General features: G+C 71.4%; 17 protein-coding genes and 2 tRNA genes. 12 read left to right on the forward strand and 7 right to left on the reverse strand.

What is annotated here, in order from left to right; genetic code table 11:
- Nucleotides 1-176 precede the first annotated feature (176 nt).
- The 11 genes from EV371_RS06405 (at nucleotide 177) to EV371_RS06455 (ending at nucleotide 16,566) form a co-directional block, all read left to right on the forward strand.
- Complete coding sequence (locus tag EV371_RS06405) at nucleotides 177-4,766, forward strand: HAD-IC family P-type ATPase (RefSeq protein WP_486484914.1); 4,590 nt, start codon at nucleotides 177-179, stop codon at nucleotides 4,764-4,766.
- A 235-nt stretch (nucleotides 4,767-5,001) separates the two neighbouring features.
- Nucleotides 5,002-6,915, forward strand: a complete 1,914-nt coding sequence (locus tag EV371_RS06410; RefSeq protein ID WP_130461229.1) for a PPC domain-containing protein — start codon at nucleotides 5,002-5,004, stop codon at nucleotides 6,913-6,915.
- A 180-nt stretch (nucleotides 6,916-7,095) separates the two neighbouring features.
- Nucleotides 7,096-7,734, forward strand: coding sequence for an isochorismatase family protein (locus EV371_RS06415; RefSeq protein WP_130461230.1), 639 nt, complete (start codon nucleotides 7,096-7,098; stop codon nucleotides 7,732-7,734).
- Nucleotides 7,731-8,831 (forward strand): DJ-1/PfpI family protein, encoded by a 1,101-nt coding sequence (locus EV371_RS06420; RefSeq protein WP_130461231.1) that lies wholly within the window; start codon nucleotides 7,731-7,733, stop codon nucleotides 8,829-8,831. The genes EV371_RS06415 and EV371_RS06420 overlap by 4 nt, the downstream gene beginning before the upstream one ends.
- 2 nt (nucleotides 8,832-8,833) lie before the next feature.
- The gene (locus EV371_RS06425; protein WP_130461232.1) at nucleotides 8,834-9,811 is read left to right on the forward strand and encodes an aldo/keto reductase; all 978 of its coding nucleotides are present in this window, start codon (nucleotides 8,834-8,836) and stop codon (nucleotides 9,809-9,811) included.
- Nucleotides 9,812-9,921: 110 nt separating this feature from the next.
- Nucleotides 9,922-10,512 (forward strand): PadR family transcriptional regulator, encoded by a 591-nt coding sequence (locus EV371_RS06430; RefSeq protein ID WP_130461233.1) that lies wholly within the window; start codon nucleotides 9,922-9,924, stop codon nucleotides 10,510-10,512.
- Entirely contained in the window at nucleotides 10,509-11,222 is a 714-nt protein-coding gene (locus EV371_RS06435) for an ABC transporter ATP-binding protein (RefSeq protein WP_130461234.1), read from the forward strand. Before EV371_RS06430 ends, EV371_RS06435 begins: the two co-directional genes overlap by 4 nt.
- Nucleotides 11,222-13,996: an FtsX-like permease family protein gene (locus tag EV371_RS06440; RefSeq protein ID WP_130461235.1), complete on the forward strand. Its 2,775-nt coding sequence runs from the start codon at nucleotides 11,222-11,224 to the stop codon at nucleotides 13,994-13,996. Before EV371_RS06435 ends, EV371_RS06440 begins: the two co-directional genes overlap by 1 nt.
- A 334-nt stretch (nucleotides 13,997-14,330) precedes the next feature.
- Nucleotides 14,331-14,906: a DoxX family protein gene (locus tag EV371_RS06445; RefSeq protein WP_130461236.1), complete on the forward strand. Its 576-nt coding sequence runs from the start codon at nucleotides 14,331-14,333 to the stop codon at nucleotides 14,904-14,906.
- 116 nt (nucleotides 14,907-15,022) lie between these two features.
- Nucleotides 15,023-15,463: a pyridoxamine 5'-phosphate oxidase family protein gene (locus EV371_RS06450; RefSeq protein ID WP_130461237.1), complete on the forward strand. Its 441-nt coding sequence runs from the start codon at nucleotides 15,023-15,025 to the stop codon at nucleotides 15,461-15,463.
- Nucleotides 15,464-16,056: 593 nt separating this feature from the next.
- Nucleotides 16,057-16,566 carry an RDD family protein gene (locus EV371_RS06455; RefSeq protein ID WP_130461238.1) on the forward strand — a complete coding sequence of 170 codons (510 nt, stop codon included), beginning with the start codon at nucleotides 16,057-16,059 and terminating at the stop codon, nucleotides 16,564-16,566.
- A 326-nt stretch (nucleotides 16,567-16,892) separates the two neighbouring features.
- Here EV371_RS06455 and EV371_RS06460 read toward each other — a convergent pair.
- The 6 genes from EV371_RS06460 to gyrB form a co-directional block, all read right to left on the reverse strand.
- Nucleotides 16,893-16,968, reverse strand: a tRNA-Ala gene (locus EV371_RS06460).
- Between the two features lie 48 nt (nucleotides 16,969-17,016).
- The gene (locus EV371_RS34145) at nucleotides 17,017-17,145 is read right to left on the reverse strand and encodes a DLW-39 family protein (RefSeq protein WP_225945452.1); all 129 of its coding nucleotides are present in this window, start codon (nucleotides 17,143-17,145) and stop codon (nucleotides 17,017-17,019) included.
- Between the two features lie 43 nt (nucleotides 17,146-17,188).
- A tRNA-Ile gene (locus EV371_RS06465) sits at nucleotides 17,189-17,262 on the reverse strand.
- Between the two features lie 171 nt (nucleotides 17,263-17,433).
- The gene (locus EV371_RS06470) at nucleotides 17,434-18,498 is read right to left on the reverse strand and encodes a DUF3566 domain-containing protein (RefSeq protein ID WP_130461239.1); all 1,065 of its coding nucleotides are present in this window, start codon (nucleotides 18,496-18,498) and stop codon (nucleotides 17,434-17,436) included.
- 3 nt (nucleotides 18,499-18,501) lie between these two features.
- Complete coding sequence (gene gyrA, locus EV371_RS06475) at nucleotides 18,502-22,284, reverse strand: intein-containing DNA gyrase subunit A (protein ID WP_130461240.1); 3,783 nt, start codon at nucleotides 22,282-22,284, stop codon at nucleotides 18,502-18,504.
- A 136-nt stretch (nucleotides 22,285-22,420) separates the two neighbouring features.
- Nucleotides 22,421-24,364: a DNA topoisomerase (ATP-hydrolyzing) subunit B gene (gene gyrB / locus EV371_RS06480; protein WP_130461241.1), complete on the reverse strand. Its 1,944-nt coding sequence runs from the start codon at nucleotides 24,362-24,364 to the stop codon at nucleotides 22,421-22,423.
- Nucleotides 24,365-24,943: 579 nt separating this feature from the next.
- On the opposite strand from gyrB, the gene EV371_RS06485 reads away from it, so the two are divergent.
- Nucleotides 24,944-25,498 (forward strand): hypothetical protein, encoded by a 555-nt coding sequence (locus EV371_RS06485; protein ID WP_130461242.1) that lies wholly within the window; start codon nucleotides 24,944-24,946, stop codon nucleotides 25,496-25,498.
- A gap of 22 nt (nucleotides 25,499-25,520) precedes the next feature.
- Here the strand turns inward: EV371_RS06485 and EV371_RS06490 are convergent, their stop codons facing one another.
- Nucleotides 25,521-26,228 carry a DciA family protein gene (locus EV371_RS06490; protein ID WP_130465706.1) on the reverse strand — a complete coding sequence of 236 codons (708 nt, stop codon included), beginning with the start codon at nucleotides 26,226-26,228 and terminating at the stop codon, nucleotides 25,521-25,523.
- Nucleotides 26,229-26,245: the final 17 nt, after the last annotated feature.

Genomic DNA, 26,245 nt, shown 5'->3' on the forward strand with positions numbered 1-26,245 from the left:
GCCGACCCACGGCTCTGGGAGGGTGAGATGCGGTACCCGAGTGCGGCCAGCGACAGCCGCCCAGCCGCCGGGCGGAGCGGCCGCCCAGCCGGCGGCTCCGGTCGATGACGCCCCTCGGGCTGCGGATCCCCGGCGTGGACCTGCGCCGCATCCACCTGCCCACCCTGCCCGAGGCGATGTCGCCGCGCGGCGTGCCGCAACTCGTCGCCGGAGTCGCGCACCGCGCCGAGTCCATGGCGACCCGGGCCACCCGGGCCGCCGGCCTCAGGCGCCGTGCGGTCTGGTCCCGCCCGGGACGGCACCACATCGAGGTGCACGGGATCGCCCAGCCCGGCGGTGAATGGCTGGCCGCCCGGATCGAACACGCGCTGGAAGGGCTGTCCGGGGTCGAATGGGCCCGGGTCAACGCTCCCTCCGGGCGGGTGGTGGTGACGGTCGGCACGCCCGCGCCGCGACTGCGGGAGCTGATCGCGGTGATCGCCGCGATGGAAAGTACCGACGATCGGGCGCCCGACCCGGACTGCGCGGAACCGCATCCCCCGGAGGAGGGCCCACGGACCCGGCGGGCGATGGCCCGGATCGCGATGGACGCGTTCGGGCTCGGGCTGTCGGCGGCGGTCCGGATCATGCCGTTCACCCGGGCACCGGGCGAACTCGCCGGCCTGTTGCGCGCCGTCGACCTGCACCCGAGGCTGCACGCGCTGGCCGGGCGGGGGCTACGCGGCGACCACCGGGCCGACTCCTGGCTGCCGCTCGCCACCGTCCTGGCCCAGGGTCTGACCGGCGGCTGGGCCGGAATCCTGCTCGACGGCGCACAGCGGGTGCTGCAGTGGGGCGAGGCCCGGGCGCAGTTGGCCGCCTGGGAACAGGCCGAGCCGAGGCTCGCCGGTACCCCGGAGCGGGCCGCGGCGGCACCGCCGCCGGACGAGCGACCGCACCCCAAGCCGGACGGTCCGATCGAGCGCTACCTGGCCCGGATACTGGAGTCCGGCACCCTCGCCGGCGTCGCCGCGCTGGCCCCGGCCAGCCGCAAGCGAGCCGCCGCCCTGACCCTGGCCAGCATCCCGAGCGCCGCCGTCGCCGGCCGGGAGGCGTACGCGGCGCGGCTCGGCTGGCTGCTCGCCCGGCGGGGCGTGATCGCCATGGACCGTACGGTGCTGCGCGAACTGGAGCGCCTCGACGTGCTGGTACTGGACGCCGCCGTACTGCGTTCCGCCCGGGGCGTCCTCACCGACCTGCTGCCACTGCCCGGCGCCGACGCCGAGGAGGTGGCGACCCGCGCCTTCGACCTCTTCGACCCGGAGACCCCGGACCGGGTACGCGACGACGACGGCTGGGCTCTCGGTCCGCTCGACGCACTGCGCCTGCCCGACGGGGCGGGTGCCGAGCAGATCGACCGGCTCCGCCCGGACGGCGGCACCCTGCTCGGCCTGACCGCCGGCGATCGGCTCGCCGCCGTGGTCCGGGTGGCCGCCGAACCCGCCCCCGGAATCGACGCCCTGCCGGCGGCGGCCCGCCGAGCCGGCCTACGCCTCCTGATCGCCGACGAGGACCACCACCTCCACGAACACCACCACCTCCACGAACACCACCACCTCCACGAACACCACCCCAACGACCACGACCACGACGGCAACCACGACCACGACGGCAGCAGCGACGGCGACCACGAGTTCGTGGCCGGGCACCTGCCCGGCGGGCCACGGCTCGCCGGATCGATCCGGTCGTTGCAGTCCGAGGGAGCGATGGTCGCCCTGGTCTCCAGCGATCCGCGTGCGCTGGCCGCCGCCGACTGCGGGCTCGGGATATGGCACGCCGATGAGCCGCCCCCGTGGGGCGCCCACCTGCTGGTCGGCTCCGACCTCGGGGTGGCGGCGCTGGTGGTCGAGGCCGTCGGACTGGCCCGTACGGTGGCCCGGCAGAGCATCGCGCTGGCCGTCGGCGGCAGCGGGCTCGGCGCGGTGGCGGCGTTCACCGCGGCACCCGGGCAACTGCCGGGCCGGGCGATGGCGGCGGTGAACGCCGCCGCCGGACTTGCCATCGGGCACGGCGTCTGGCGGGCGGGCCGGCTGCCCGAGCGCCGTACCTCGATCGCCGCCCCGCAGACGCCCTGGCACCTGATGCCGGTACGGACCGTACTGAACCGGCTCGGCACCGACGAGGCGGGACTCTCCACCGAGGAGGTCGGGCGACGCGGCCGGACGGCGTCGATCGGCCCTACCGAAGGCCCCGACCTGCCCCGGGCGTTCGTCGAGGAGTTGGCGAACCCGCTCACCCCGGTACTGGCCGGCGGCGCCGGACTCTCCGCCGCGGTCGGCTCGATCGCGGACGCGGCCCTCGTCGGCGGGGTGATCTGGATGACCGCGCTGATCGGCGCCGCGCACCGGGTCTCCACCGAACGGTCGCTGGCCGACCTGCTGTCCCGGTCGGCGGTGACCGCCCGGGTCCGGCGGGACGGCACCGAGCGGGTGGTCGCCGCCGACGAGTTGGTCCCCGGCGACGTGGTGGCGCTGGACCCGGGCGACGCCGTGCCGGCGGACTGCCGGGTGGTCGAGGCGGTCGGCCTGGAGGCCGACGAGTCGTCGCTGACCGGGGAGTCGCTGCCGGTGACGAAGACCAGCCAGCCGGTGGTGGCCGCCGCGGTGGCGGACCGCCGGTCGATGCTCTACGAGGGGACCACGGTCGCCGCCGGGCGAGGCCTCGCCGTGGTGGTGGCGACCGGGGCGGACACCGAGGTCGGCCGGGGCATGGCGCTGGCCGGTGAGGCGGCCCCGACCAGCGGGGTCGAGGCTCGACTCGGCCGGCTGGCCAAGCTCTCCATCCCGCTCGCCGCCAGTTCGGCGGTGGCGGTCGCCGGGGCCGGGCTGCTCCGGGGCGTACCGCTGGCGGAGTCGGCCAGCACCGCCGCCAACCTCGCGGTCGCCTCCGTACCGGAGGGGTTGCCGTTCCTGGTCAGCGCCGCGCAGCTGGCGGCGGCGCGTCGGCTGGCCGAGCACGGCGCGCTGGTCCGGAATCCGCGCACGATCGAGACACTCGGCCGGGTCGACGTGCTCTGCTTCGACAAGACCGGCACCCTGACCGAGGGCGAGCTGATGCTGGCCGGAGTCGGCAACGGTCACGGCGACCGGTACGCCGACCTCGACACGCTGGACGGGCCGCTGCGTACCGTACTCGCGGCGGCGCTGCGGGCCACTCCGGCGGCCGAGCGGCCGGAGGAGGTCAGCCAGCAGACCGACCGGGCGGTGCTGACCGGCGCCCGGCGGGCCGGGGTCGGCACCGGCACCCGGACGCATCCCTGGCAGCCGGAGCACGCGCTGCCGTTCGAGCCGTCCCGGGGCTACCACGCCACGGTCGGCCGGCATCGGGGCCACCACCTGCTCAGCGTCAAGGGCGCGCCGGAGACGATCCTGCCCCGCTGCACCCGGCAGGGCGACCGGCCCCTGGACGAGGCCGGCCGGCGAACCCTGCAGGAAACGCTGGACCGGCACGCCGGGGCCGGGCAACGGGTGCTCGCGGTGGCCGAGCGGGAACTGCCCGGCGACGCGGTCACCGAGGAGGACGTTCGGGACCTGACCTTCCTCGGCTTCCTGGCCCTCGCCGACGGGGTACGCGAGAGTGCCGCTCCGGCGGTGCGCCGGATCCGGCAGGCCGGGGTGCACACCATCATGATCACTGGTGACCATCCGGCCACCGCCGAGGCGATCGCCGCGATCATCAGTACCGACGACACCGACCAGCGGGTGGTCACCGCGACCGAACTCGACCGGCTCGACGACGACGCCCTCGCCGAGCGACTGGTCCGGACCGACGTGGTCGCCCGGTGCACGCCGACACACAAGGTACGGATCATCCGGGCGTTGCAGAAGTGCGGGCGTACCGTGGCGATGACCGGGGACGGTGCCAACGACGCGCCCGCGATCCGGCTCGCCGACGTCGGCATCGCGCTCGGCCAGCGGGGCACCCCGGCGGCCCGGGCCGCCGCCGACCTGGTGGTCACCGACGACCGACTCGAAACGATCATCGCCACCCTGGTCGAGGGGCGGGCGATGTGGTCGTCGGTACGGCACGCGCTGAGCATCCTGGTCGGCGGCAACCTCGGCGAGATCGCGTTCAGCGTGCTCACCGCCGCGCTGACCGGCCGGTCCGCGCTGAGCGGCCGGCAGATGCTGCTGGTCAACCTGCTCACCGACCTGGCACCGGCGATGGCGATCGCGGTCCGGGCACCCCGGGCGGAGAGCATGGACGCCCTGCTCACCGAGGGACCGGAGACCTCCCTCGGCGCCACCCTCAGTCGGGAGATCGCGCTCCGGGCCGGCACCACGACCCTCGGTGCGACCACCGGTTGGACCCTGGCCCGCTACACCGGCACCCGACGCCGGGCCGGCACGGTCGCGCTGGCCTCGCTGGTCGGTACCCAGCTCGGCCAGACGCTGCTGGACGGTGGGACCAGCCCGGCCGTGCTGGCCTCGACCGCCCTCTCGGTGGCGGTCCTGGCCGGGGTGATCCAGACCCCGGGACTGAGCCACTTCTTCGGCTGCACCCCGCTCGGGCCGGTCGGCTGGGGGATCGCCGCCGGTAGCGCCCTGGGCGCCACCCTCAGCACCACCGCCGTCGACCGGCTGATCGCCCGGCCGTCCGCCGACGACCACGTCGACGACCACACCGACGACGACGTCAACGACCACACCGACAACCACGTCGACGACCACACCGACGACCACGTCGACGAGGCCGGACAGGCCGGCGACTCCACCGCAACCCGCTGAACGGGCGCACCGGGTCACCACTTCCACAACGGACCGTCTCCGCGAGTCGTGGAGGGCGGCGGCCTCCGCCACGTCCGGAGGCCGTCGCCGATCCCGGTTCGGCCGGCGAGAAAGAAGTACACCGCGATGTACTTAAATATCTCGCTACTTCTATTAATTTCCCTTCGAGATCAGTAGCGTCACGGTAGCCCTCGGTGGCGGGGCCACCGGGCGATGGCATCTCGGAGGGGGACCTATGCGTCGAACAATCGCCATCCTGGCCGCCGGAACGCTGGTGGTCGCGGGGTTGACACCCAGCGCCGTCCAGGCCCGGCCGAACGACGACGAGCGGAGTACCGGTGCCGCCACCACCGCGCCGTCCGTCGGCCTGGCCGGGGTGAAGCCGAACGCGGCGAAACAGCCGGCCGGGCCGAACCCGTTCCTGGCGCTGCTGCCGGATCCGGCCAAGGCGGACTACGTCGGATGGAAGAACTGGCTGGCGAAACAGGGCAACCAGCGAGCCGGGCTGCGGGCGCAGCAGCGGGCCGCTGCCGCCGCACCGGTGGTGGCCGACGAGGAGGAACCGACCGGCGTCCGGGGCGGCAACGACACCCCGGCGACCGCACAGCGGATCACCGGATTCGGTACGGGCGCCCGGGACAATCCGCGGCTGCGGATCCTCGGCACCCTCTCCCCGGAGAGGGTGGACGCGACGGAGATCGCGCCGAACCCGGAGGACGACGGTGCCATCCCGCTGGCCGGCGAGACCGGGGTCGGTGCCACCGAGCAGGCCGTCACGACCTCGGCGACGATCGGGGACGGCCCGCACGGCAGCGCCGGCAGCGGCAGCGGTGACTTCGACTTCTACCAGCTGACCGGCACCGCCGGCCGAACCCTGACGGTCGACATCGACGCCCCGACCGGCGACCTCGACCCGGTCGTCCTGCTCTACGACGCCGAGGGCTCGTTGGTCGCGCTCAACGACGACACCCCGGAGGGACTGGACAGCCTGCTGGTGCACCGGTTCGACGCCGACGGTACCTACTACGTGGCGGTGATCGGTTTCCCGGCGGCTCCGGGGGATCCGTTCGACTCGGCCAGCGGCGGGGGTGCCGGCAGCGAGGGGCCGTACCGGGTAACCATCTCGACGGCGGAGCAGGACAGCGACTTCTTCGCCGTACGGCTGCGGCCGGGTGACGTACTCGGTGCCTCGGTCGAGGGCTCGGCCGCCCAGATCACGGTCTACGACCCCGACCGCCGCGAGGTGCACGGCTCCGACCAGGACGCCTCCGCCCTCTACCCGCCGAACAGCCCGCTGCCGGGCGGCGGAAACGCGGTCACCGAACACGTGGCCGACAGGGCCGGCTGGCACTACGTCGGGGTGACCCTCGGCGACGGCATGTACGACATCACCGTCGAGGCGTACCGGCCGGGGCAGCAGCCGCGGCAGACCCTCTTCCTCGACTTCGACGGCGCACGGATCAACACCGCCATCTTCGGCGGCCCCGGCGTACGCACCCTCAGCCCGATGCGGGCCTTCCTCGGCCGCTGGGGACTGACCGCCGACGACGAGGACGCGGTGATCGACGCGATCGTCGCCGAGGTCCGGGAGAACCTCCGTCGGGACATGATCGAAAGTGGACTCAACCAGCGCTTCGACATCCGGATCCTGAACAGCCGTGACCACGCCGACCCGTTCGGGCAGGCGAACGTCAGCCGGATCATCGTCGGCGGCAGCATTCAGGAGTCGGGCGTACCCACCATCGGGGTCGCCCAGTTCATCGACCCGGGCAACTTCGGCACCCAGGACTCCGCCCTGGTACTGCTCGACGTGCTGAGCGACCCGGCCGGTGACGAGGCCTCGCTGAACACGTACCTCACCCCGGACAGTGACCGGATCGGCTTCGTCGGCCGGGCGGTGGGCAACGTGACCGCGCACGAGGCCGGACACTTCTTCGGCAACTGGCACGTCGACCAGTTCAACGACCAGGCCAACCTGATGGACCAGGGCGGCAACTTCCCGCTCCTGTTCGGCGTCGGCCCGGACGGCGTCGGCGGCACCGCCGACGACCCGGACGTCGACTTCGGCGAGGACACCTTCAACCCGGGCGAGGGCTTCACCGGCGTCGAGAACACCCTCGGCCGGATCGCCTTCGGCGTCACCCGGTGACCGCCGACTAGCACCGCGCGCGTTCCCGCGGCCCCTTCCGGTCGAACCCCGACCGGAAGGGGCCGTCGGCGCTCCGGTGCGGTGCACCTGCCCGGTGGCCCCGCCTGCTGACCGGATCGTTCCGGAGCCAGGCATGATGGTGTCTGCCGCCGTCGGCCAAGACCGGACAGGATCGGTGACATGTCATCGCGTGCACTCGTCGTCATCGACGTACAGGAGTCGTTCCGGCAACGGCCGATCTGGGCGGCCACCTCCAACCCGGACCTCGTCGACCGGGTACGCCGGCTGACCGAAGCGTTCCGGTCCTCCGGTGATCTCGTGGTCTGGGTACTGCACACCGAGCCCGGCACCGGTGATGTCTTCGACCCGGCGCTCGGCTTCGTCCGGTTGATGGACGGCCTGGAGCCCGAACCCGGCGAGCCGGTGCTGCACAAGACCTCGCACAACGCGTTCACCACCACCAACCTGCAGCAGTTGCTGACCGGAGCGGGCGTGGCGGAGGTGGCGGTCTGCGGAATCCGTACCGAGCAGTGTGTGGAGACCACCGCCCGGCTCGCCAGCGATCTCGGCTACCTGGTGACGTTCGTGACCGATGCGACGGCGACGAACCCGATCGAGCACCCCGACGCCCCGCCCGGCCGTACCGTGGCCGAGATCCTCGCCGACCCGCGCACGCTCGGCGTCGACGAGATCGTCGCGCGCACCGAGTACGCGCTGGCCGGCCGCTTCGCCACCATCCGTACCGTGGCGGAGCTGACCGGGGATCCGAGCCCGGCTCCCGACGACCGGACCGCCGTGCCGGAGCCGGCCGTCGGGTGACCAACATCGTCTTCCTGCTCGCCGCCCGGCTGCACCTGCTCGACCTGGCCGGGCCGGCGCAGGCGTTCTCCACCGCCGCCGACCTCGGCGGCGGCTACGCCCTGCACTACGTCGGCGAGCGGGAAGAGGTGGGCACCACCCAGGGCGTACCACTGCGGGCCCGGACCGACTGGCCCGAGCTGGGTCCGGACGACCTGATCGTGGTCCCCGGCTGGCGTCCCGGACCACCGCCTCGTGCCGGCCGGCCTGAGCAGGCCGGCCGGCGCGACGCCGGCCCGGTCGGCTACGCCGGTTTCGCCGCCTCGACCCTGGACCGGCTCGTCCGGCACCACCGTCGGGGCGGCACCGTCGCCAGCGTCTGCGCCGGGGCGTTCGCGCTGGCCGGCGCCGGGCTGCTGGACGGCCGGCGGTGCACCACCCACCACGACCTCTCCGACGAACTGGCCCGCCGGCATCCCCGGGCCGTCGTGGTCCGGGACGTGCTCTACGTCGTGGACGACCGCGTGGTCACCTCGGCCGGTATCGCCAGCGGGATCGACCTGGCCCTGCACCTGCTCGCCGTCCGGCACGGACCCGGGTTCGCCGCCCGGGTGGCCCGGGAGATGGTCGTCTACGCCCGGCGCAACGGCGACGAGCAGCAGGCCAGCGCGATGCTGCGGCATCGGGGCCACATCAGCGACGTGGTGCACCGGGTGCAGGACATCCTCGACGCCCGCTTCGCGCAGCGGCTGGCCCTGGCCGACCTGGCCTCGGCGGTCGGGGTCAGCGAGCGGACCCTCACCCGGGTCTTCGTCCGGGCCGTCGGGGTGACGCCGCTGCGCTACCAGCAGATGCTCCGGGTCGAACGCGCCGAACACCTGATCGGGCACGGTGCGACCGTCGAGGCCGCCGCCCGGGCGGTCGGCTTCGGCGACGCCCGGATGCTGCGTCGGCTACGCGCCCGGGCCCCGGTCGCCGAGCCGGGTCAGCCGGGTCGCCGCGTTCCCAGCCGTCCCGCCCGCGCGGGTACGTTGCGTGAAGCCGGTGATCGACGGCTCGGCGGTCGGGCCACGCCGGCCACGCGCACCGGGCACGGCGAGGGACGAGGCGAGGAGTAGAGATGCGGTACGTACGGCTGGGCGGCTCGGGACTGGAAGTGTCCAGGATCGTCCTCGGTTGCATGAGCTTCGGGGACCCGCAGCGCGGCACCCACTCCTGGACGACGGAGCTGGACGAGGCGCGGCCGTTCTTCCGGCAGGCCATCGAGGCCGGGATCACCACCTTCGACACCGCCAACGTCTATTCTCTCGGCAGCAGCGAGGAGATCACCGGCAGGCTGCTCGGCGAGTTCGCTCGCCGGGACGAGGTGGTCATTGCCACCAAGGTGCACGGCCGGATGGGTCCCGGGCCGAAGGGCGGCGGGCTGTCCCGGGCGGCGATTCTCACCCAGGTCGACGAGAGCCTGCGTCGGCTCGGCACCGACTACATCGACCTCTACCAGATCCACCGGTACGACCCGAACGTGCCGATCGAGGAGACGATGGAGGCGCTGCACGACCTGGTACGGGCCGGCAAGGTGCGCTACCTCGGCGCCTCCTCGATGTGGACCTGGCAGTTCGCGCAGGCGCAGTACACCGCCGACCTGCACGGCTGGACCCGGTTCGTCTCCATGCAGGACCAGTACAACCTGATCATGCGCGAGGAGGAGCGGGAGATGCTCCCGTTCTGCCTCGACCAGGGCGTCGGGGTGCTGCCGTGGAGCCCGCTGGCCCGGGGCCGGCTGGTCCGGGACTGGGACGTCAGCACCGCGCGCAGCGAGACGGACGACTTCGGCGGCACCCTCTACCGGCAGGCCGAAGAGGCCGACCGGCGGGTGGTCGGCGCGGTCGCCGAGGTGGCGGGCGAGCTCGGGGTCCCCCGGGCGCAGGTCGCGCTCGCCTGGCTGCTGCACCAGCCGGCGGTGACCGCCCCGATCGTCGGCGCGACGAAGCCGGGACATCTCACCGACGCGGTCGCCGCGGTCGAGCTGACCCTCGGCGAGGAGGCGCTGCGGCGGCTCGCCGAGCACTACGTACCGCACGCTCCGGAAGGCTTCTGACCCGGTCGCCGTCGGGCCGGGCCACCGGGACCGCCTTGGCGGTCTCGTGCGGGGGCCGGGCCGCGGAGCGAGATTGCCATCGCCATACCGAGTATGCATACTCAGTAGCTATGTCAGTCCGCCACAGCCTGCTCGCGTTACTGGAACGCGGCCCCATGCACGGCTACCAGTTGCGCGCCGCCTTCGAGGAGTCCACCGGGGCCACCTGGCCGCTGAACATCGGGCAGGTCTACACGACACTGTCCAGGCTGGAGCGGGACGGCCTCGTGCGCCCGCTGCCGGAGAACGACGGGGGGCAGCAGCCGTACGAGATCACGGATGCCGGCCGGACGCAGTTGGGCAGTTGGTTCGCCACCCCGATCAGCCGGGCCGACCGGCCCCGCGACGAACTCTCCATCAAGCTGGCGCTGGCCATCACCACCCCCGGGGTCGACGTCGCGGCGGTGCTGCAGACCCAGCGCACCGCGACGATGCGGGCGCTGCAGGAGTACACCCGACTCAAGGCCCGCGACCCCGAACCCAGACCCGCCGACCTGGCGTGGCGACTGGTGCTCGACGCCATGATCTTCCAGGCCGAGGCCGAACTGCGGTGGCTCGACCACTGCGAGACCAGCCTGGTCCGACACGACCTCACCCGCCCGGTGCCATCGGCCACCGGCACGCCGAGCCCGGCGGCCGAGCACACCGAGGTGACGGCATGAGCGTGCTGGAGATCCGCGACGCCTACCGGACCCACGGCGCGGGCGAGGCCGCGGTGCACGCGCTGCGCGGCGTCACTCTGACGGTCCGGCCGGGTGAACTGGTGGCCGTGATGGGGCCGTCCGGCTCCGGCAAGTCGACCCTGTTGAACCTCGCCGGCGGACTGGACCGACCCACCCGGGGTGAGGTGTACGTCGAGAACCAGCAGCTACGAAAGCTCTCCAGTCGCCAGCTCGCCGCGCTGCGACGACGCTCGATCGGGTACGTCTTCCAGGACCTCAACCTGCTGCCGAGCCTCACCGCCGCGGAGAACGTCGCGCTCCCCCTCGAACTGGACGGCGCCGGGGTGCGGCGGGCCCGCCGGCTCGCCGTGGCCGCCCTGCACGAGGTGGGTCTGACCGACCTCGGGCCGCGATTCCCCGACGAGATGTCCGGCGGTCAGCAGCAGCGGGTCGCGATCGCCCGGGCCCTCGCCGGCGACCGTCGGCTCGTCCTGGCCGACGAGCCGACCGGGGCGCTCGACTCGCAGACCGGCGAGTCCGTGCTGCGGCTGCTGCGCACCCGGGTCGACGCGGGCGCGGCCGGCGTGCTGGTGACCCACGAGGCCCGGCACGCCGCCTGGGCCGACCGGGTGGTGTTCCTGCGTGACGGCGTCATCGCCGACACCTCGGGCCCGCTGGCGGCGGCCGAGCAACTCCTGGGGCGGGCGTGATGAGGAGCTGGCTGACCGCGCTGCGGATCGCCCGCCGGGAGGCGCGCCGCGCGAAGGGACGCTCGGCACTGGCGATCGCGATGCTCGCGTTGCCGGTCCTGGCGCTGAGCGCCGCCGCCGTCAGCTACGACATGTTCCGGCTCACCCCCGAGGAGAAGGCCACCCGCCTGCTCGGTGCCGCCGACGCGAAGATCGAGTGGGTCGACACCGGGCCGGTCCGGCAGGATCCCACCGGGGACGGCCACTCCTCGGACACCTCCTCGCGCGCCGCCACCGTATCGGCCGAAGACCTGCTCGCCGCGCTCCCGGACGGCAGCCGGGTGACTCCGATCCGGAGGGGAATCGTCCCGCTCCGGACCCGAAGCGGGGTGGGAGACCTCGCGGTGTACGCCATGGACGTGGCAGACCCGATGGTGGCGGGCCTCGTCACGCTGCGCGAAGGTCACGCCCCGGCGACCGCCGACGAGGTCGCGCTCACCGAGCAGGCGGCGGCACGGCTGGCCGCCCGGATCGGCGGCACCGTACGCAGCGCCGACCGGGACGCCTCGTGGACAGTCACCGGAATCGTCGAGTTCCCCGCCGAGCTGGCCGAGCAGGTGGTGTTCGCGCCGGACGCGGCGCCCGACGGCGGGGCCAGCTACGACTCCCACGGGTGGTTGTGGGACGCGCCCGCGCCGGTGGACTGGGCCGGGGTCAGACAGCTCAACGAGCGCGGCATGGTCGTCGTCTCGCGGGCGGTGCTGCTGAACCCGCCCGCCCTCGACCCGTCGGACCCGTACTACCAGGACAGCAGCGACGACGACGTCAGCCTGCGAACCGTCGCCGCCGGTGGGCTCGTCGTCGGGCTGGGCGTGCTCGAGGTGATGCTGCTCGCCGGGCCGGTATTCGCGGTCGGTGCCCGCCGCCGCCAGCGCGACCTCGGGCTGGTTGCCGCCAACGGGGGGACTCCGGCACACCTGCGCCGTATCGTGCTGGCCGACGGCATCGTGCTCGGCGTGCTCGCCGCCGTCCCGGGACTGCTGCTCGGCATGGTCGCCGCTTTCGCGTTCCGCCCGCTGGTCGAGGTGCACCTGGCGCAGCAGCGGGCCGGCGGGTACCGGGTCTTTCCCCTCGCGCTGGCCGCCATCGCCGTTCTCGCCGTCGGCACCGGGTTGCTCGCGGCCCTGGTGCCCGCGTTCACCGTCGCCCGTGGCGACGTCGTCGCCGCGCTGACCGGGCGTCGTGGCATCCGCCAGTCGCGCAAGGGGTGGTTGCTGCTCGGCCTGGCGCTCGTCGGTACCGGGGCAGCCGCCGCCGGGTACGGCGCCTGGCAGGTATCCACGAACGTCATCCTCACCGGCCTGGTCCTCGCCGAGTTGGGCCTGGTGCTGTGTACGCCGGCACTGGTGGGGCTGGTCGCCCGGCTCGGTCAGGCGCTGCCACTCGCCCCGCGGATCGCACTGCGCGACACCGCCCGAAACCGGGCCGCAGCCGTACCAGCCGTGGCGGCGGTGATGGCGGCGGTGGCCGGCAGCGTCGCGATCGGCGTCGTACTCACCGCCCAGAACGCCCGGGCGGACGCGCAGTACCGGGCTGGCCTCCCCATCGGGCACGCGCTCGTGATCAACAACCCGATGCCCGGACCGCTCGACCGCGAGCAGCAGCCCGGGGCCTCGATGAAGGAGGTGGCGGCCGTCGTACGGAGCACGTTGCCGGCGACCGAGGTCATCCCGGTCGGTCAGGTGGTCTGCCCGGCCAGCGACACGGCGCCCACCTCGATCAAGGCGGGTCGGCCGGTGCTCCCGCACTGTGCGCTGCACCCCCGGGTACCGCAGGACCGCCGGTGCCCCTACGACCCGAACAGCGGTGCGGTGCTGAGCCGGACCCAGCAGCGGGCGGCCAACGCCGATCCGCGGTGTGAGATCGCCACGATGCCGAGCAGAGCCAGCTACGGTGAGCTGGTCGCCGGGCCGGCGGCGGTGACCGCACTGACCAGGGCCACCGGCGAGGATCTGTCCCGGGCCCGCGAGACACTGGCGGCGGGCGGTGTACTCGTCGGCGACCCACGCCTCGTGGTCGACGGCAAGGTGACCATTCAGGCGTACGACGAGACGGTCCAGGGCCCGATAACGCCGGAGAAGCTGGCGCAGGCGCCGACCGTGACCGTACCCGGGTACGCGCCCATAACCGGTACCCGGCTGCCCGGTCCGATCTACTCGTCGGCCGCGGTCAAGGCCGCGAAGCTCGCTGAGCGACCGTACGGGCTCGTCGTGGCCACCGACCGGATGCCCAGCCAGGCCGAGCAGGATCGGCTGACCGCCGGGCTGCGCGACCTGACCGACCAGGGCGGGCTGGGCGCGACGATCGAACGTCGACCGGTGACCCCGCACGACCCGACCCTGCTGATCCTGGCCGCGGTCGCCGGCCTCGTCACGCTCGGAGCGGCCGCCGTCGCCACCGGCCTCGCCGCCGCCGATGGCCGTGGCGACCTGGCCATCCTCTCCGCCGTCGGCGCCAGTCCGGGCGTACGCCGCTGGCTGTCACTGAGCCAGTCCGGGGTGATCGCCGGTCTGGGTACGGTGCTGGGGCTGCTCGCCGGGCTCGGGGCGTCCACCGCGGTGCTCGTCGCCTACAACCAGGCGCTGATGTACCAGTGGCCGCGCGACCCGGCGTACCCGATCACCGTGCCGTGGGCCACCCTGGCGGTGGTGCTCGTGGTACCGCTGGTGGCCATGCTCGGCACCGGCCTGCTGACCCGCTCCCGGCTCCCCATCGAACGCCGTCGCCTCGGCTGACCCCCGGCGCCGCGCCGGTGCGGCGCACCCGGTCGTCCGCGAGCCCGGCCGCGCACCACTGCGGCAGCTCCAGCGGTTCGACGCTCGACGCGGTTCGACGCTCGACGCGGTTCGGCGCGCTCCAGAGCATGTCCCAGCTCGGAGCCACGGTACGGAACGCTGTTTCAGCAGCTAGACCGCGTTTCGCCTGTCCCGCGGTGTCCCACGGAGGGCGCCCGTCCCGACATCCCCATGGTCAGCTGACTCCCGTCACCAGGTCCCTACGGAGGATGCCCACAGGGCCGTCACCGCCAGGGTTGCCAGCCGAACCGACGAGAAAAGGTAGTGACCGGAAATGACCTCTCCCATCGATACGAACCTGCTCGAGGCCAAGCACGAGGAGCAGCGGCCCCAGAAGCGTGGAATGAGACTCACCCTGAACAGCACGCTCTGGATACTCCAGATGCTGGCGGGTTTCTTCTTCGCCGGCAGCGGTTTCGGCAAGGTATTGATGTACGACGGAGCGTTGTATGCGGCAGCACCCCGAGCCGTGGCGTGGTACGCGGCCGTACCGCAACCCTTGATCGTCTTCATCGGGCTCTGCGAGGTACTGGGAGGCATCGGCCTGTTCCTGCCAGCGATGACGCGGGTCAAGCCAAAGCTGACGCCGCTCGCCGCCGCCGGGCTGACGCTGACGATGATCCTCGCAGCTGGCTTTCACATCATGCGCGGCGAGTACGCGTTGGTGCCCGCCAATCTCGTGCTGGGTGGCGTTGCGGCGTTCATCGCGGTCGGACGGTGGAAGCTGAGGCCTGTCGCAACCGCGCCCATCACACGCTCACGCGTTGTCAGGTCGTTCGCGGTCCTTGGCGTGCTGGTCCTGTTGGTGTTTGCCCCGACGTGGTACACGATGACAAACGTCCAGTTCTGATCACTTTCGCGTGTTGACGGCGACACGAAGCGTGAGCTGAAGGCCGCAACTCAATGATCATCCTTTCGCTGCGCTGCAGTCAGAACCGCTGGAACACCAGAAGGAGCCTCGACGCCATGACACCTGCGCCCCGCCCGCTGGAGCAGCGTAAGAAAGACACCCTGCACCGGCTCGAACACGACGTCGACGCCTGGGTGGCCACCGCCGACCTGGCGGGCACGCCGTATCTGGTGCCGCTGTCGTTCCTCTGGGACGATCAGACGCTGCTGATCTCCACGGCTGCCACCAACCCCACGGCTCGTAACCTGCGCGCCAGTGGACGGGTCCGCCTCACGATCGGGCCGACCCGCGACGTCGTGCTCATCGAGGGAACCGCTGTCATCGTCGACGAGGTCACCGACGACCTCGGTGACCTGTTCTCGGTCAAGACCGGGTTCGACCCGCGCGCGTCGAACTACCCGTACTTCCGCATCCGACCGACCCTGATCCAGGCCTGGCGCGAGGTCAACGAGATCGCGGGCCGGGACCTGATGGTCGACGGCCAGTGGCAGGTCTAGCACTTACGGTACTGCGACAGCGACCGTTGAATCGTTCCTCCGGCAAGGGCGCGCCCCTGCCGGAGGAACGCGGGCGTACCGGAAGCGCGCCTGCCCCGCGTCGAGTTCGAGTTCGCCGAGATCGCGACGCACGAAGCCGATGCGCAGCGCCAGGCCGGCAGCGAGGTCGTCGTCGTGCGGCCCGGACTGCTCGACGGACTGGTAGGACCGGCTCCGGGGCTTAACCTACTCTGTCCGCATGACATCGAAATCCTCCATTGCCGCACGACCGGCGAGGGCAGATGCCATCGTTGCAGTCGCCTTGGCTGCCGTCGGAACGCTCTTGTGCTCAGCGTGATCAGCGGCGTCGCCACGGTGTACCTCGGCCGACGCGGCCTCCGAGCCCTCCACACCCCGGGCCGACCCTGATCCGCAACCATTGAAACCGGACGCGAGAGCCCCGGCCTGCTGCCGGCCGCCGGGTCTGTGGCTTCCCCCGGTCGCGCCGTGTGCGCCGGGGCGGGACCGCACTCCGCACGGCCCGCTTCGGCAGGCCGCCGGGAGACAGACGGACGTCCGAACTCCGTCCGCAAGTTGCCTGGTACAACAGGACGATGACAGGCCTGGCGGTGCGGCGGATCGTGGCCTGGTGCGTCGACTGGCTGATCATCATCGGTTACGCCACTGCGCTGGTTCCGGTCGGTCTTCTGCTTCGCCACAACTCCGTCCACCTGCCGATCTTTGCCTGGAACCTCCTGTCGTTCCTTCTGCTCATCGCTCCGGTGACCGGGTGGCTCGCGGTGTGGGAAGCCGGGCGGCGCGGTGCCTCACCAGGCAAGCGGTTCATGCGGTTGCGGGTGGAGATCGCGGACGGGTCTCCTCCACCATTGATCCGTGCGCTGCTGCGCAACGTGCTCAAGGTCGCCCTTCCCTGGGAACTGGGTCACACTGCCGCGTTCACCCTGGCCTCGCCTTCCGCCGCCGGGCTCGGGGCGACCCTCGCCATGGTGAGCGGTATCGCCGCCTGCGTCATCGCCGTCGGCTACGTGGCGTCGCTTTTCGTCGGCCCTGCGCTCACCCCGTACGACCGTCTCGTCGGCACCATCGTGCGGGATAGGGCTTAGCAAACGTCTGAAGCGATCTCCACGTCGGGCAGTCTCGGACCGTCCGGCGAGGCTGGTGTATGGGCTACTCATTGTTGGCCCGTCCCCACCGTGGATCGCTCCTCACCGCCGGCGAGTTAGCCACAGTCTCGGGCACCGGGGGTCCGGCCGCACCGGCGGTTGTACTTGGCTGTTGATCCGCACCAGCATGGAGAGTTGCGCGGTGGCGGCCACGCGATCGTGTGCTCCTCTGGAAGGGTCTCGCCGTAGCGGGCCTTGAGCGCCGAATCTAGGGGAGACGCGCCCACCAGGTCGGCGAACTCGCGCGGTTCGCACAATGGTGCGAGTGGTGGAGCCGAGGGGACTCGAACCCCTAACCCCTGCCTTGCAAAGGCAGTGCTCTGCCAGTTGAGCTACGGCCCCGGGCGGGACGATGCCGCCCCGAGGATGACAGGCGGTCCGGTCGACGACCTACCGCAGGTCGGGTGCGGTGGTGGCCTCGTGCCAGAGGGCGCGCTCGTCGTTGGATTCCTTGACCTTCTTGTAGACGAGAGCCGCGACACCCACCACGCCGACAACGAGCAGGATCTTCTTCAACATGGACGCATCCCTCACGCTCGACAGGCCGTCGGACGGTATGAAGTGGGGCTAGATGGAATCGAACCATCGACCTCAGAGTTATCAGCTCTGCGCTCTAACCGACTGAGCTATAGCCCCCCGCTGCGACGAGCAAGGTTACCGTACCTCCGGCGCCGACCCCAACTCGGGGCGACGGTTCGGAACCCGACCCGTCGACCAGGTACGACGCAGACCGTACCGTACCGGAACGACGAGCGCCGGGGCCACCGCTTTGCGGAGCCCCGGCGTCGGTAGCCGCTGTCCTGCCGCTCAGTCGCGCTCGGCGAGGGTCAGCTCGACACCGCCGACCAGGTCGGCGCAGACGTTGTAGATGAACGCGCCGAGGGTGGCCAGCGCGGTGAACAGCACCACGTTCACCAGCCCGATCAGGCCGGAGGTGAGGATGACGCCCTTGGCGGTGATCTGGAAGGTGTTGCCGCTCTGACCGCCGCTCGCATTGATCATGTCGGCCAGCGTGCCGTTCACACTGTCGAAGACGCCCATCGCGTCGAGCGCCAGGTAGAGCACGGAGGTCGCGACGATGACCACGATGAACAGCACCAGCGAGACGGCGAACGAAAACTTCATCACAGACCAGGGGTCGATCCGCTTGAGGTTCAGCCGGGCCCGGCGGGGACCGCGGGAGGCGGCGGAGCTGACCGTACTGCGGGCCGCGCGGACCGCCTCGGTCACCCGGGCCGCGCCGACCGCGCCCGGGGCTGCCGTGCCGACGCCCGCGGCTCCGGGAGCACCCGTCGCGGTACGCGTCGCCGTGCCGCCGGGGCCGAACCGGCTGCTGCCCGCCGCCGGGGCACCCCCACCGGCCCGCCCCGGCCGGAACGCGCCCTGCGGCGCGCCCCCGGAGATCGGCTGGGTCGCCTCGGCGGCGCTGGTGGCACCGGCAGAGCCCGGTCGGTCGGTACGGCCGGGGATCCGCTCGGTACGGTTCGCCTCGGCGGGCCGCTCCAGCCGGCTGGTGACGGTGGAGTCGCTCTTGCCCGCCTGATCGGACCGGTCCACTCCGGAGCTGCCCCGGGAAGCCGCGGCGGTTGCCGCCGGAGACGTCGCGGCAGCCGCGGCTTCCGTCGTCGCAGCCGCCGGGTTTCCGTCCTCGGCTGCCCCGGCCGACGGCGTGGTCGACTCCTCGGGCAGCTGGTCGGGTGGCGGCGGCATGCCCGGCGCCCGGGTGAACTTGGGGGACGGCGTGTCGGCACTGACCATCGCACGGCCGACGGCCGCGCGGCCGGTCGCCGGGGCACCGCTGGCGGCGGTCTCCTCGTCGACCGGGTTGGCCGAGGTCCCCGCAGCCCCCGACTTCGCCTGTGTCTCCGTCATCAACTAGTCCTGTTCGTCAGGCTCGTCGGCATTGCGAGCAATCGCCACAATAGTCACGCCGTCTGGTAGGTCCATCAGTTTGACCCCCATTGTGTTCCGATCACGCGTTCGGCGTACAGGCTTCACCGGAGTCCGGATCACACCGCCGTTGCTGGTGATGGCAAACAGCTCGTCGTCCGGGCTGATGACGACCGCGCCGACCAGACCGCCGCGGCGCTCTGTGATCTTCGCGGTCAGCACCCCTTTACCTCCCCTACCCTGCACGGGGTACACCTCGATCGGGGTACGTTTCGCGTAACCCCCGTTCGTCGCCACGAGGACATCCAGGTCCATGCCCTCGCGGACCACCTCCATCGCCAACAGCACGTCGTCGTCGGTGAACCGCATCCCGATCACTCCGGAGGTGGCCCGGCCCATCGGCCGGAGCGCCTCGTCGGTGGCGTTGAACCGGATCGCCTGCGCCTTCTTGGACACCAGTAGGAGGTCGTCCCCGGGTCCCGCCAGCGCCGCTCCGACCAGCTCGTCCTCGTCGCGGAGGTTGATCGCGATGATGCCGCCGGAGCGGTTGGAATCGAACTCCTCCAACCTCGTCTTCTTCACCAGACCGTTCCTGGTGGCCAGTACCAGATACGGCGCGACCTGGTAGTCCGGGATCTCGATCACCTGGGCGATCTGCTCGTCGGGCTGGAAGGCGAGCAGATTCGCCACGTGCTGGCCTCTCGCCACCCTACTGGCCTCCGGCAACTCGTAGGCCTTGGCCCGGTAGACCCTCCCCTTATTGGTGAAGAAGAGCATCCAGTCGTGCGTGGAGCAGACGAAGAAGTTGCTGACGATATCGTCCTGACGCAGCGTCGCGCCACTGACCCCCTTGCCGCCCCGACGCTGGGAGCGATAGAGGTCGACCTTGGTCCGCTTGGCGTACCCGGTCCGGGTGATGGTGACCACCACGTCCTCGCGGGCGATCAGGTCCTCCATCGAGACCTCGCCCTCGAAGGGCACGATCTTGGTCCGGCGTTCGTCGCCCCACTTGGCCACGATCTCGCCGAGCTCCTCGGAGACGATCCTCCGCTGCCGCTCGGGCTTGGCCAGGATGTCCTTGAGATCGGCGATCTCCAGCTCGATCTTGGCCAACTCGTCGATGATCTTCTGACGCTCCAGCGCGGCGAGCCGGCGGAGCTGCATGTCCAGGATCGCGGTGGCCTGCACCTCGTCGATGTCGAGGAGCTGGATCAGGCCCTGCCGGGCCTCCTCCACCGTCGGTGACCGCCGAATCAGCGCGATCACCTCGTCCAGCGCGTCCAGCGCCTTGACCAGACCCCGCAGGATGTGCGCCCGCTCCTCGGCCTTGCGCAACCGGTACGCCGTACGCCGCCGGATCACGTCGATCTGGTGGTCGACGTAGTGCCGGATGAACTGGGCCAGGTTGAGCGTGCGCGGCACCCCGTCGACCAGGGCCAGCATGTTGGCGCCGAAGGTCTCCTGGAGCTGGGTGTGCTTGTAGAGGTTGTTCAGCACCACCTTGGCGACCGCGTCGCGCTTGAGCACCAGCACGATCCGCATGCCGGTACGCCCGGAGGACTCGTCCCGGATGTCGGCGATCCCGGCGAGCTTGCCCTCCTTGATCAGCTCGGCGATCCGCTCGGCCAGGTTGTCGGGGTTGACCTGGTACGGCAGCTCGGTGACGACGAGGCTGGTCCGGCCCTTCTTGTCCTCCTCCACCTCCACCACCGCGCGCATCCGGATCGAGCCCCGCCCGGTCCGGTAGGCGTCCTGGATCGGGGTGGTCCCCACGATCAGCCCGTGGGTCGGGAAGTCCGGCCCCTTGACGATCCCGATCAGCGCGTCGAGCGTGGTGGCCTCGTCGGCGTCCGGGTTCTCCAGGCACCACTGCACCGCGTCGGCGATCTCCCGCAGGTTGTGCGGCGGAATCTTGGTGGCCATGCCGACCGCGATGCCCTCGGAGCCGTTCACCAGCAGGTTCGGAATCCGGGACGGCAGGATCGTCGGCTCCTTGGCCCGGCCGTCGTAGTTGTCCTGGAAGTCGACGGTGTCCTCGTCGATGTCCCGGAGCATCTCCATGGCGAGCGGGTCGAGCTTGCACTCGGTGTTGTGGCTGACGAATCCGTTGCTGACGAAGGAGTGGTCGTCGGTGTCGACCCGCAGGCTGTAGACCGGCTGCACGCCCGCATCGGCAACCTCGGCGACTTTGGCGTAGTAGAACCGGCCGTCCACCAGCGGCTCGACGACGTCGCGCACCTCCCGGTCGGTGATCCGGGCCAGGATCTCGTCCCGGTCCCGCTCCCAGCGCTCGATCCGGTCGACGTTGTGCCGGCGCAGCCAGTCCCGCTCGGTCCAACGCTGCGCGCCGTGCTCGCGGATGAAATCGCCGACGTACGGCACGTGATCGCTCGACAACGCGGTGCTGCTGCCCGGCAAGCCGGCCAGCTCGGACTCCAGCTTCGCCTGCTTGCGGCCGAGGAAACCGACGTGCTGCGCGAAGAGCCGGGCGTCGCGCCGGTTGGTCACCACGACCTTGATCTCGCCGTTGTCGTACCGGCACTGCCTGCTGATCACGCCGAACTCCAGCAGCAGTTGCTGGACCTCACGGGCCAGCCGCTCGCTCCGGGTCGAGTACGAGATCTGCATCGTGTTGCGGGGCAGCAGCGAGGACGAGCCGTCGCCCTCGAACAGTGCCTGCAGGAAGGCCCGCTTGACCGCCGCCGGCCCCTGCCAGACGAACTCCGGCACGAACTTCGCCGCGCTCCGCGCCCCGACCAACTCGCCGACGATGGAACGAGCCACGTCGTCCCGCCAGCCGCGCAGTTTGTGCAGCGTCTTCCCCGTCACCGTCGTCTCGGTACCGACGTGCCGTCGACCTCCCACTGCGAGGTCGTAGGCGGCAAGTATCCGGACAAAGAACTCTCGGTCACAGTTGTCGAACCCGACGCGCTCCTGGGACGTCCACCCTTCACTGACGAGTGCGCCGGCCAGGACCGCCGCCTCGACGTGCTCCAGCATCGGGTAGCCGATCTCGTCCGGCACCGTCCGCTGAAGCACCACCCGGTCACCGGGGCGGACCTCGGCGAGCAGCTTCCAGAGGAGGGTCGGCACCCCGGCCACCTGCACCAGGCAGAGCACCGGATGGTTGTGCGTACCGGTCAGCTCGTAGCCCTCGCGGGTGCGCAGCCGCAGCGTCGGATGCTCGCCGGAGTGGAAGAACTTCGAGGCCCGGACCAGGTCGCCGTTGCGGTCCCGGACCTTGAGGTCGATGTCGGTCTCGGAGCTGGGCGCGGCACCGGGAACGATCTGGTCGATCCGAACCGACCCCTCGGCGGCACGAATTCGGGCATTTCCGCTGATGCAGTAACGCATCGCCGCAGCTGGATCATTTCCGGGCGAACCGAAGTTGCCGTTGCCGTCGACCAGCGGGTAGCGCAGCGACCAGGTCTGGGCCATCCGGACCAGCGCGTCGTAGATCGCCGAGTCGCCGTGCGGGTGGAACTGACCCATCACGTCGCCGACCACCCGGGAGCACTTCACGTACCCCCGGTCCGGGCGGTAGCCCGAGTCGAACATGGCGTAGAGGATCTTCCGGTGTACGGGCTTCAACCCGTCCCGTACGTCCGGCAGCGCCCGCCCGACGATCACGCTCATCGCGTAGTCGAGGTAGGAGCGCTGCATCTCCACCTCGAGCCCGACCGGCTCGATCCGGTCGTGCTGGGCTACCGCGCTCGCGGCCGCTTCCTGCTCCGGCTCGTTAGCGGAGGACTCGGGAATATCCGTCACTGTCAACCCTTATCAGACTCAAAGCCGTGTTTCGCTGTGGATAACGGCTGTGGAAACCGTGGAAGCTGTGGATAACTGTGTGGAAACGGCGGTCCCGGTCAACCGTTCGGCCGACCCGGGGACCGCCGTACCGCCACTAGATGTCGAGGAACCGGACGTCCTTGGCGTTGCGCTGGATGAACGAGCGGCGTGCCTCCACGTCCTCGCCCATCAGGACGCTGAACAGCTCGTCGGCGGTGGCCGCGTCGTCCAGGGTGACCTGGCGGAGGGTGCGCGTCGCCGGGTTCATCGTGGTCTCCCACAGCTCCGGGTAGTTCATCTCGCCCAGACCCTTGAACCGCTGGATGTCGTCCGGCTTGGCGTTCGGCTTCTTCTGCTGGCGCAGCGCGATCAGCCCGTCCCGCTCCCGGTCGGAGTAGGCGTACTGGGCGTCGTCGCCCTTGCGGTTCCACTTGATCTTGTAGAGCGGCGGTGCGGCCAGGTAGACGTGCCCCAGCTCGACCAGCGGCCGCATGAACCGGAACAGCAGGGTCAGCAGCAGGGTCTGGATGTGCTGCCCGTCGACGTCGGCATCGGCCATCAGAACGATCTTGTGGTAGCGCAGCTTCTCGATGTCGAAGTCGTCGTGGATGCCGGTACCGAGCGCGGTGATCAGCGCCTGGACCTCGTTGTTTTTCAGCACCCGGTCGATGCGGGCCTTCTCCACGTTGAGGATCTTGCCCCGGATCGGCAGGATCGCCTGGGTACGCGGGTCCCGGCCCTGCTTCGCCGAGCCGCCCGCCGAGTCACCCTCGACGATGAACACCTCGGACTCGCGCGGATCGGTGGACTGGCAGTCAGCCAGCTTGCCCGGCATCGAGCCGGACTCCAGCAGCGACTTGCGCCGGGCCAGCTTGCGGGCCTGCTGTGCCGCGATCCGGGCCCGGGCCGCCTGGGTCGCCTTGGTGATGATCAGCTTGGCCTCGCCCGGGTTCCGGTCGAACCAGTCGATCAGCCACTCGTTGCAGACCCGCTGCACGAAGCTCTTCACCGGGGTGTTGCCGAGCTTGGTCTTGGTCTGCCCCTCGAACTGCGGGTTGGTCAGCTTGACCGAGATGATCGCCGCCAGCCCCTCCCGGATGTCTTCGCCGGAGAGCTTCTCGTCGTTCTTGAGCAGCTTCTTGTCCGCGCCGTACCGGTTGACCACGCTGGTCAACGCCGCCCGGAAGCCCTCCTCATGGGTACCGCCCTCGTGCGTGTTGATGGTGTTGGCGAAGGTGTAGACCGACTCGCCGTACGACTCGTTCCACTGCATGGCGATCTCGACCGACATCCCCTCCTCCTCGGCCCCGAACTCGACCACGGTCTTGTGGATCGGGCTCTTGGAGGCGTTGAGGTGGCGCACGAAGTCGGAGATGCCGTTCTTGTAGCAGAAGGTCACCTCGCGCGGCTTGCCGTCCTCCTCCTGCACCCGCTCGTCCCGGAGCTGGATGGTCAGCCCTCGGTTGAGGAAGGCGTACTCCTGGATCCGGCGGTAGATGGTTTCGAAGACGAAGTCGACGCTCTCGAAGACAGACGGGTCCGGCCAGAAGGAAACCGACGATCCGGTGATGTTGGTGGTCTCACCCTTCTCCAGCGGTGAGGGCTTGGAGTTGTGGTAGCTCTGACGCCAGACGTAGCCGTCCTTGTGGATCTCCACGAACATTCGGGTGGAGAGCGCGTTCACCACCGAGACACCGACGCCGTGCAGACCGCCGGAGACCGCGTACGCCTTGCCGTCGAACTTGCCGCCCGCGTGCAGCACGGTCAGCGCCACCTCGACGCCCGGCTTCTTCAGCTTCGGGTGCAGGTCGACGGGGAAACCCCGCCCGTTGTCGGTGACCCGGACCCCGCCGTCGGCGAGCAGCACCACCTCGATGGTGTCGCAGTAGCCGGCGAGCGCCTCGTCCACCGCGTTGTCGACGACCTCCCAGACCAGGTGGTGCAGACCCCGCTCACCGGTCGATCCGATGTACATACCGGGCCGCTTGCGGACGGCCTCCAGGCCCTCCAGAACGGTGATCGACTCGGCGCCGTACTCCTGCTTCTTCTGCGCTGCCACCTTGGCCACTTTCTCGCGCGTCCACACCCTGCGGGCGTGGCTGCGCGGGTTCGGTGGGCGGCCCGCGACGGGCGCGCGGACCGGCACCACGAGGAGTTCCGGGTACGGTCGAACGCGCCGGTCGCCGCGGCTGCCCACGGATCGCGATCGGCTCGGACCCGGTGCGGTGCCGGCCGGACCGATTCCGGGATCCGGATCCCGCTCCACACCGTGTCGTCGTCTCGCCGTCAATCCTACTGTGCCCAGATGACATATTGGGTATGCGGCACCCCTGCGCGGCGCCCTGAGAACCTCGTAGGCGGCCGTACCCCCTCGCCCACGACTCCCCCCACACGCCTGAGATCGAATCGGGGCCGGATCCGGGGGACCGTCCCGCCCTCACCGGCCGAGACCCCCCAGCCCGGCCGTCGGCGCCCGGTAGAGGTCAGGATGGGCGTACCCACCCGGGGGTCGCGCGGAGGGTGAGCGGTGCCGTAACTTGGCGACGCCGGAAGTAAGCTCCGTGGCCAGGATGCCCGGTAAGCGCATCGGGCGGTTCAACCGACCGGTTTCGTCAGGTGCATGGAGAGGTGACGCCCGATGGGGCTGGACAACGTCGCGGTGCGCTGGCCGCGGACCGGCCGCTTCTACGATCCGGTCGCTCCGGCCGAGTTCGTCGACTTCGGCGAGCTGGCCGACGCGCCCGAGGTGGCCGCGCCGACCGCGGCCCTCGCCGGTTACATCGCGAAGAACGGTTCGGTCCGGGCAACCGCCTACACCGAGCTGGTCGACCTGCTACTCGGTCTGGACGGGGTGCTCTACGCCACCGAGGCCGCGGCCGAGGACGAGGACCCGGTGATCGACCCGGACGGCTGCGCCTGGATAGCCGGCGGTCTGGAACGCTTCGTGGACGGGCACCGCGAACACGGCGAGTCCGTGACCTTCGACACGGTCAGCGCCGTACTGCGGGCCGCGCTGGCCGACGGCCGCCTGGCCGAGCAGCAACTGCGCTGGCTGGACAGCCGGCTCGACGCACTGCGCGACGAGTCCGGGGCGCCGCCGCAGTGGAGCTTCCCCCGCTCCGAGCTGGCCGTACTGGCCGGTTTCTACCGCAGGTGCGCCGAACGCGGCTTCGCCGTCTACGCCGACTCCTGACCGTTCCCCCGCCACCGGCGACTCAGCCGTAGGTGTCCCGGGGGCCACGGCCGCGCACCCGTCGCGGACCCCGGGACCAGGACGGCGCCGTCGGGCCGTGCACGTGCAGCCGACGGACCACGCCGTGCCCGACCTCGGCGGCGATCCGCCGCAGCAGCGAACCGGCGAGCAGCCGGAGCTGCGTCGCCCACGCCGTCGACTCGGCCTCGACCGTGAGTTCGCCGTTCTCCAGCTTCACCGGGCGGCTGTGCTCGGCCACGTCCGGGCCGACCACCCGCTCCCAGGCGCCGAAGACGGTCGCCTCGGCGGCCGGCTGCTGCCAGCCCCGGGCCTTCACCAGCCGGGCCAGCACCGTACCCAGCAACTGCGGATCCCGGGGATCTGGCCCGGGTCCGGAGTAGCCGCGCGGCCGGCGCCGCTGCCCGCCCGCCCGGCCACCGGCCGAGCCGGCACCGCCCGCCGCGCCGTCGGCCGCCGGGTCCGCGTCCAGGTCGCCTCCCTCCGGGGTACGCCGACGCGGGCCGGACGCCCTCCGCTTGGCGAGTGCGGCATCGAGGACCGCCCGGGCCAGCGCCGGGCCGGCCAGCTCGCCGTCTCCGGCCGCCGTCGGGTCGGCCTGGGCACCCGCCGACTCGGTCGGGTCGGGGGCACCCGCCGACTCGGTCGGGTCGGGCCGGGCCGGGCCGGGCGTCGTAGCACGCGGCCGGTCCCGATCGGCCGGCGCCCGCACCGGACGGGACGCCCCCG

Source organism: Plantactinospora sp. CNZ321, from assembly GCF_004217235.1.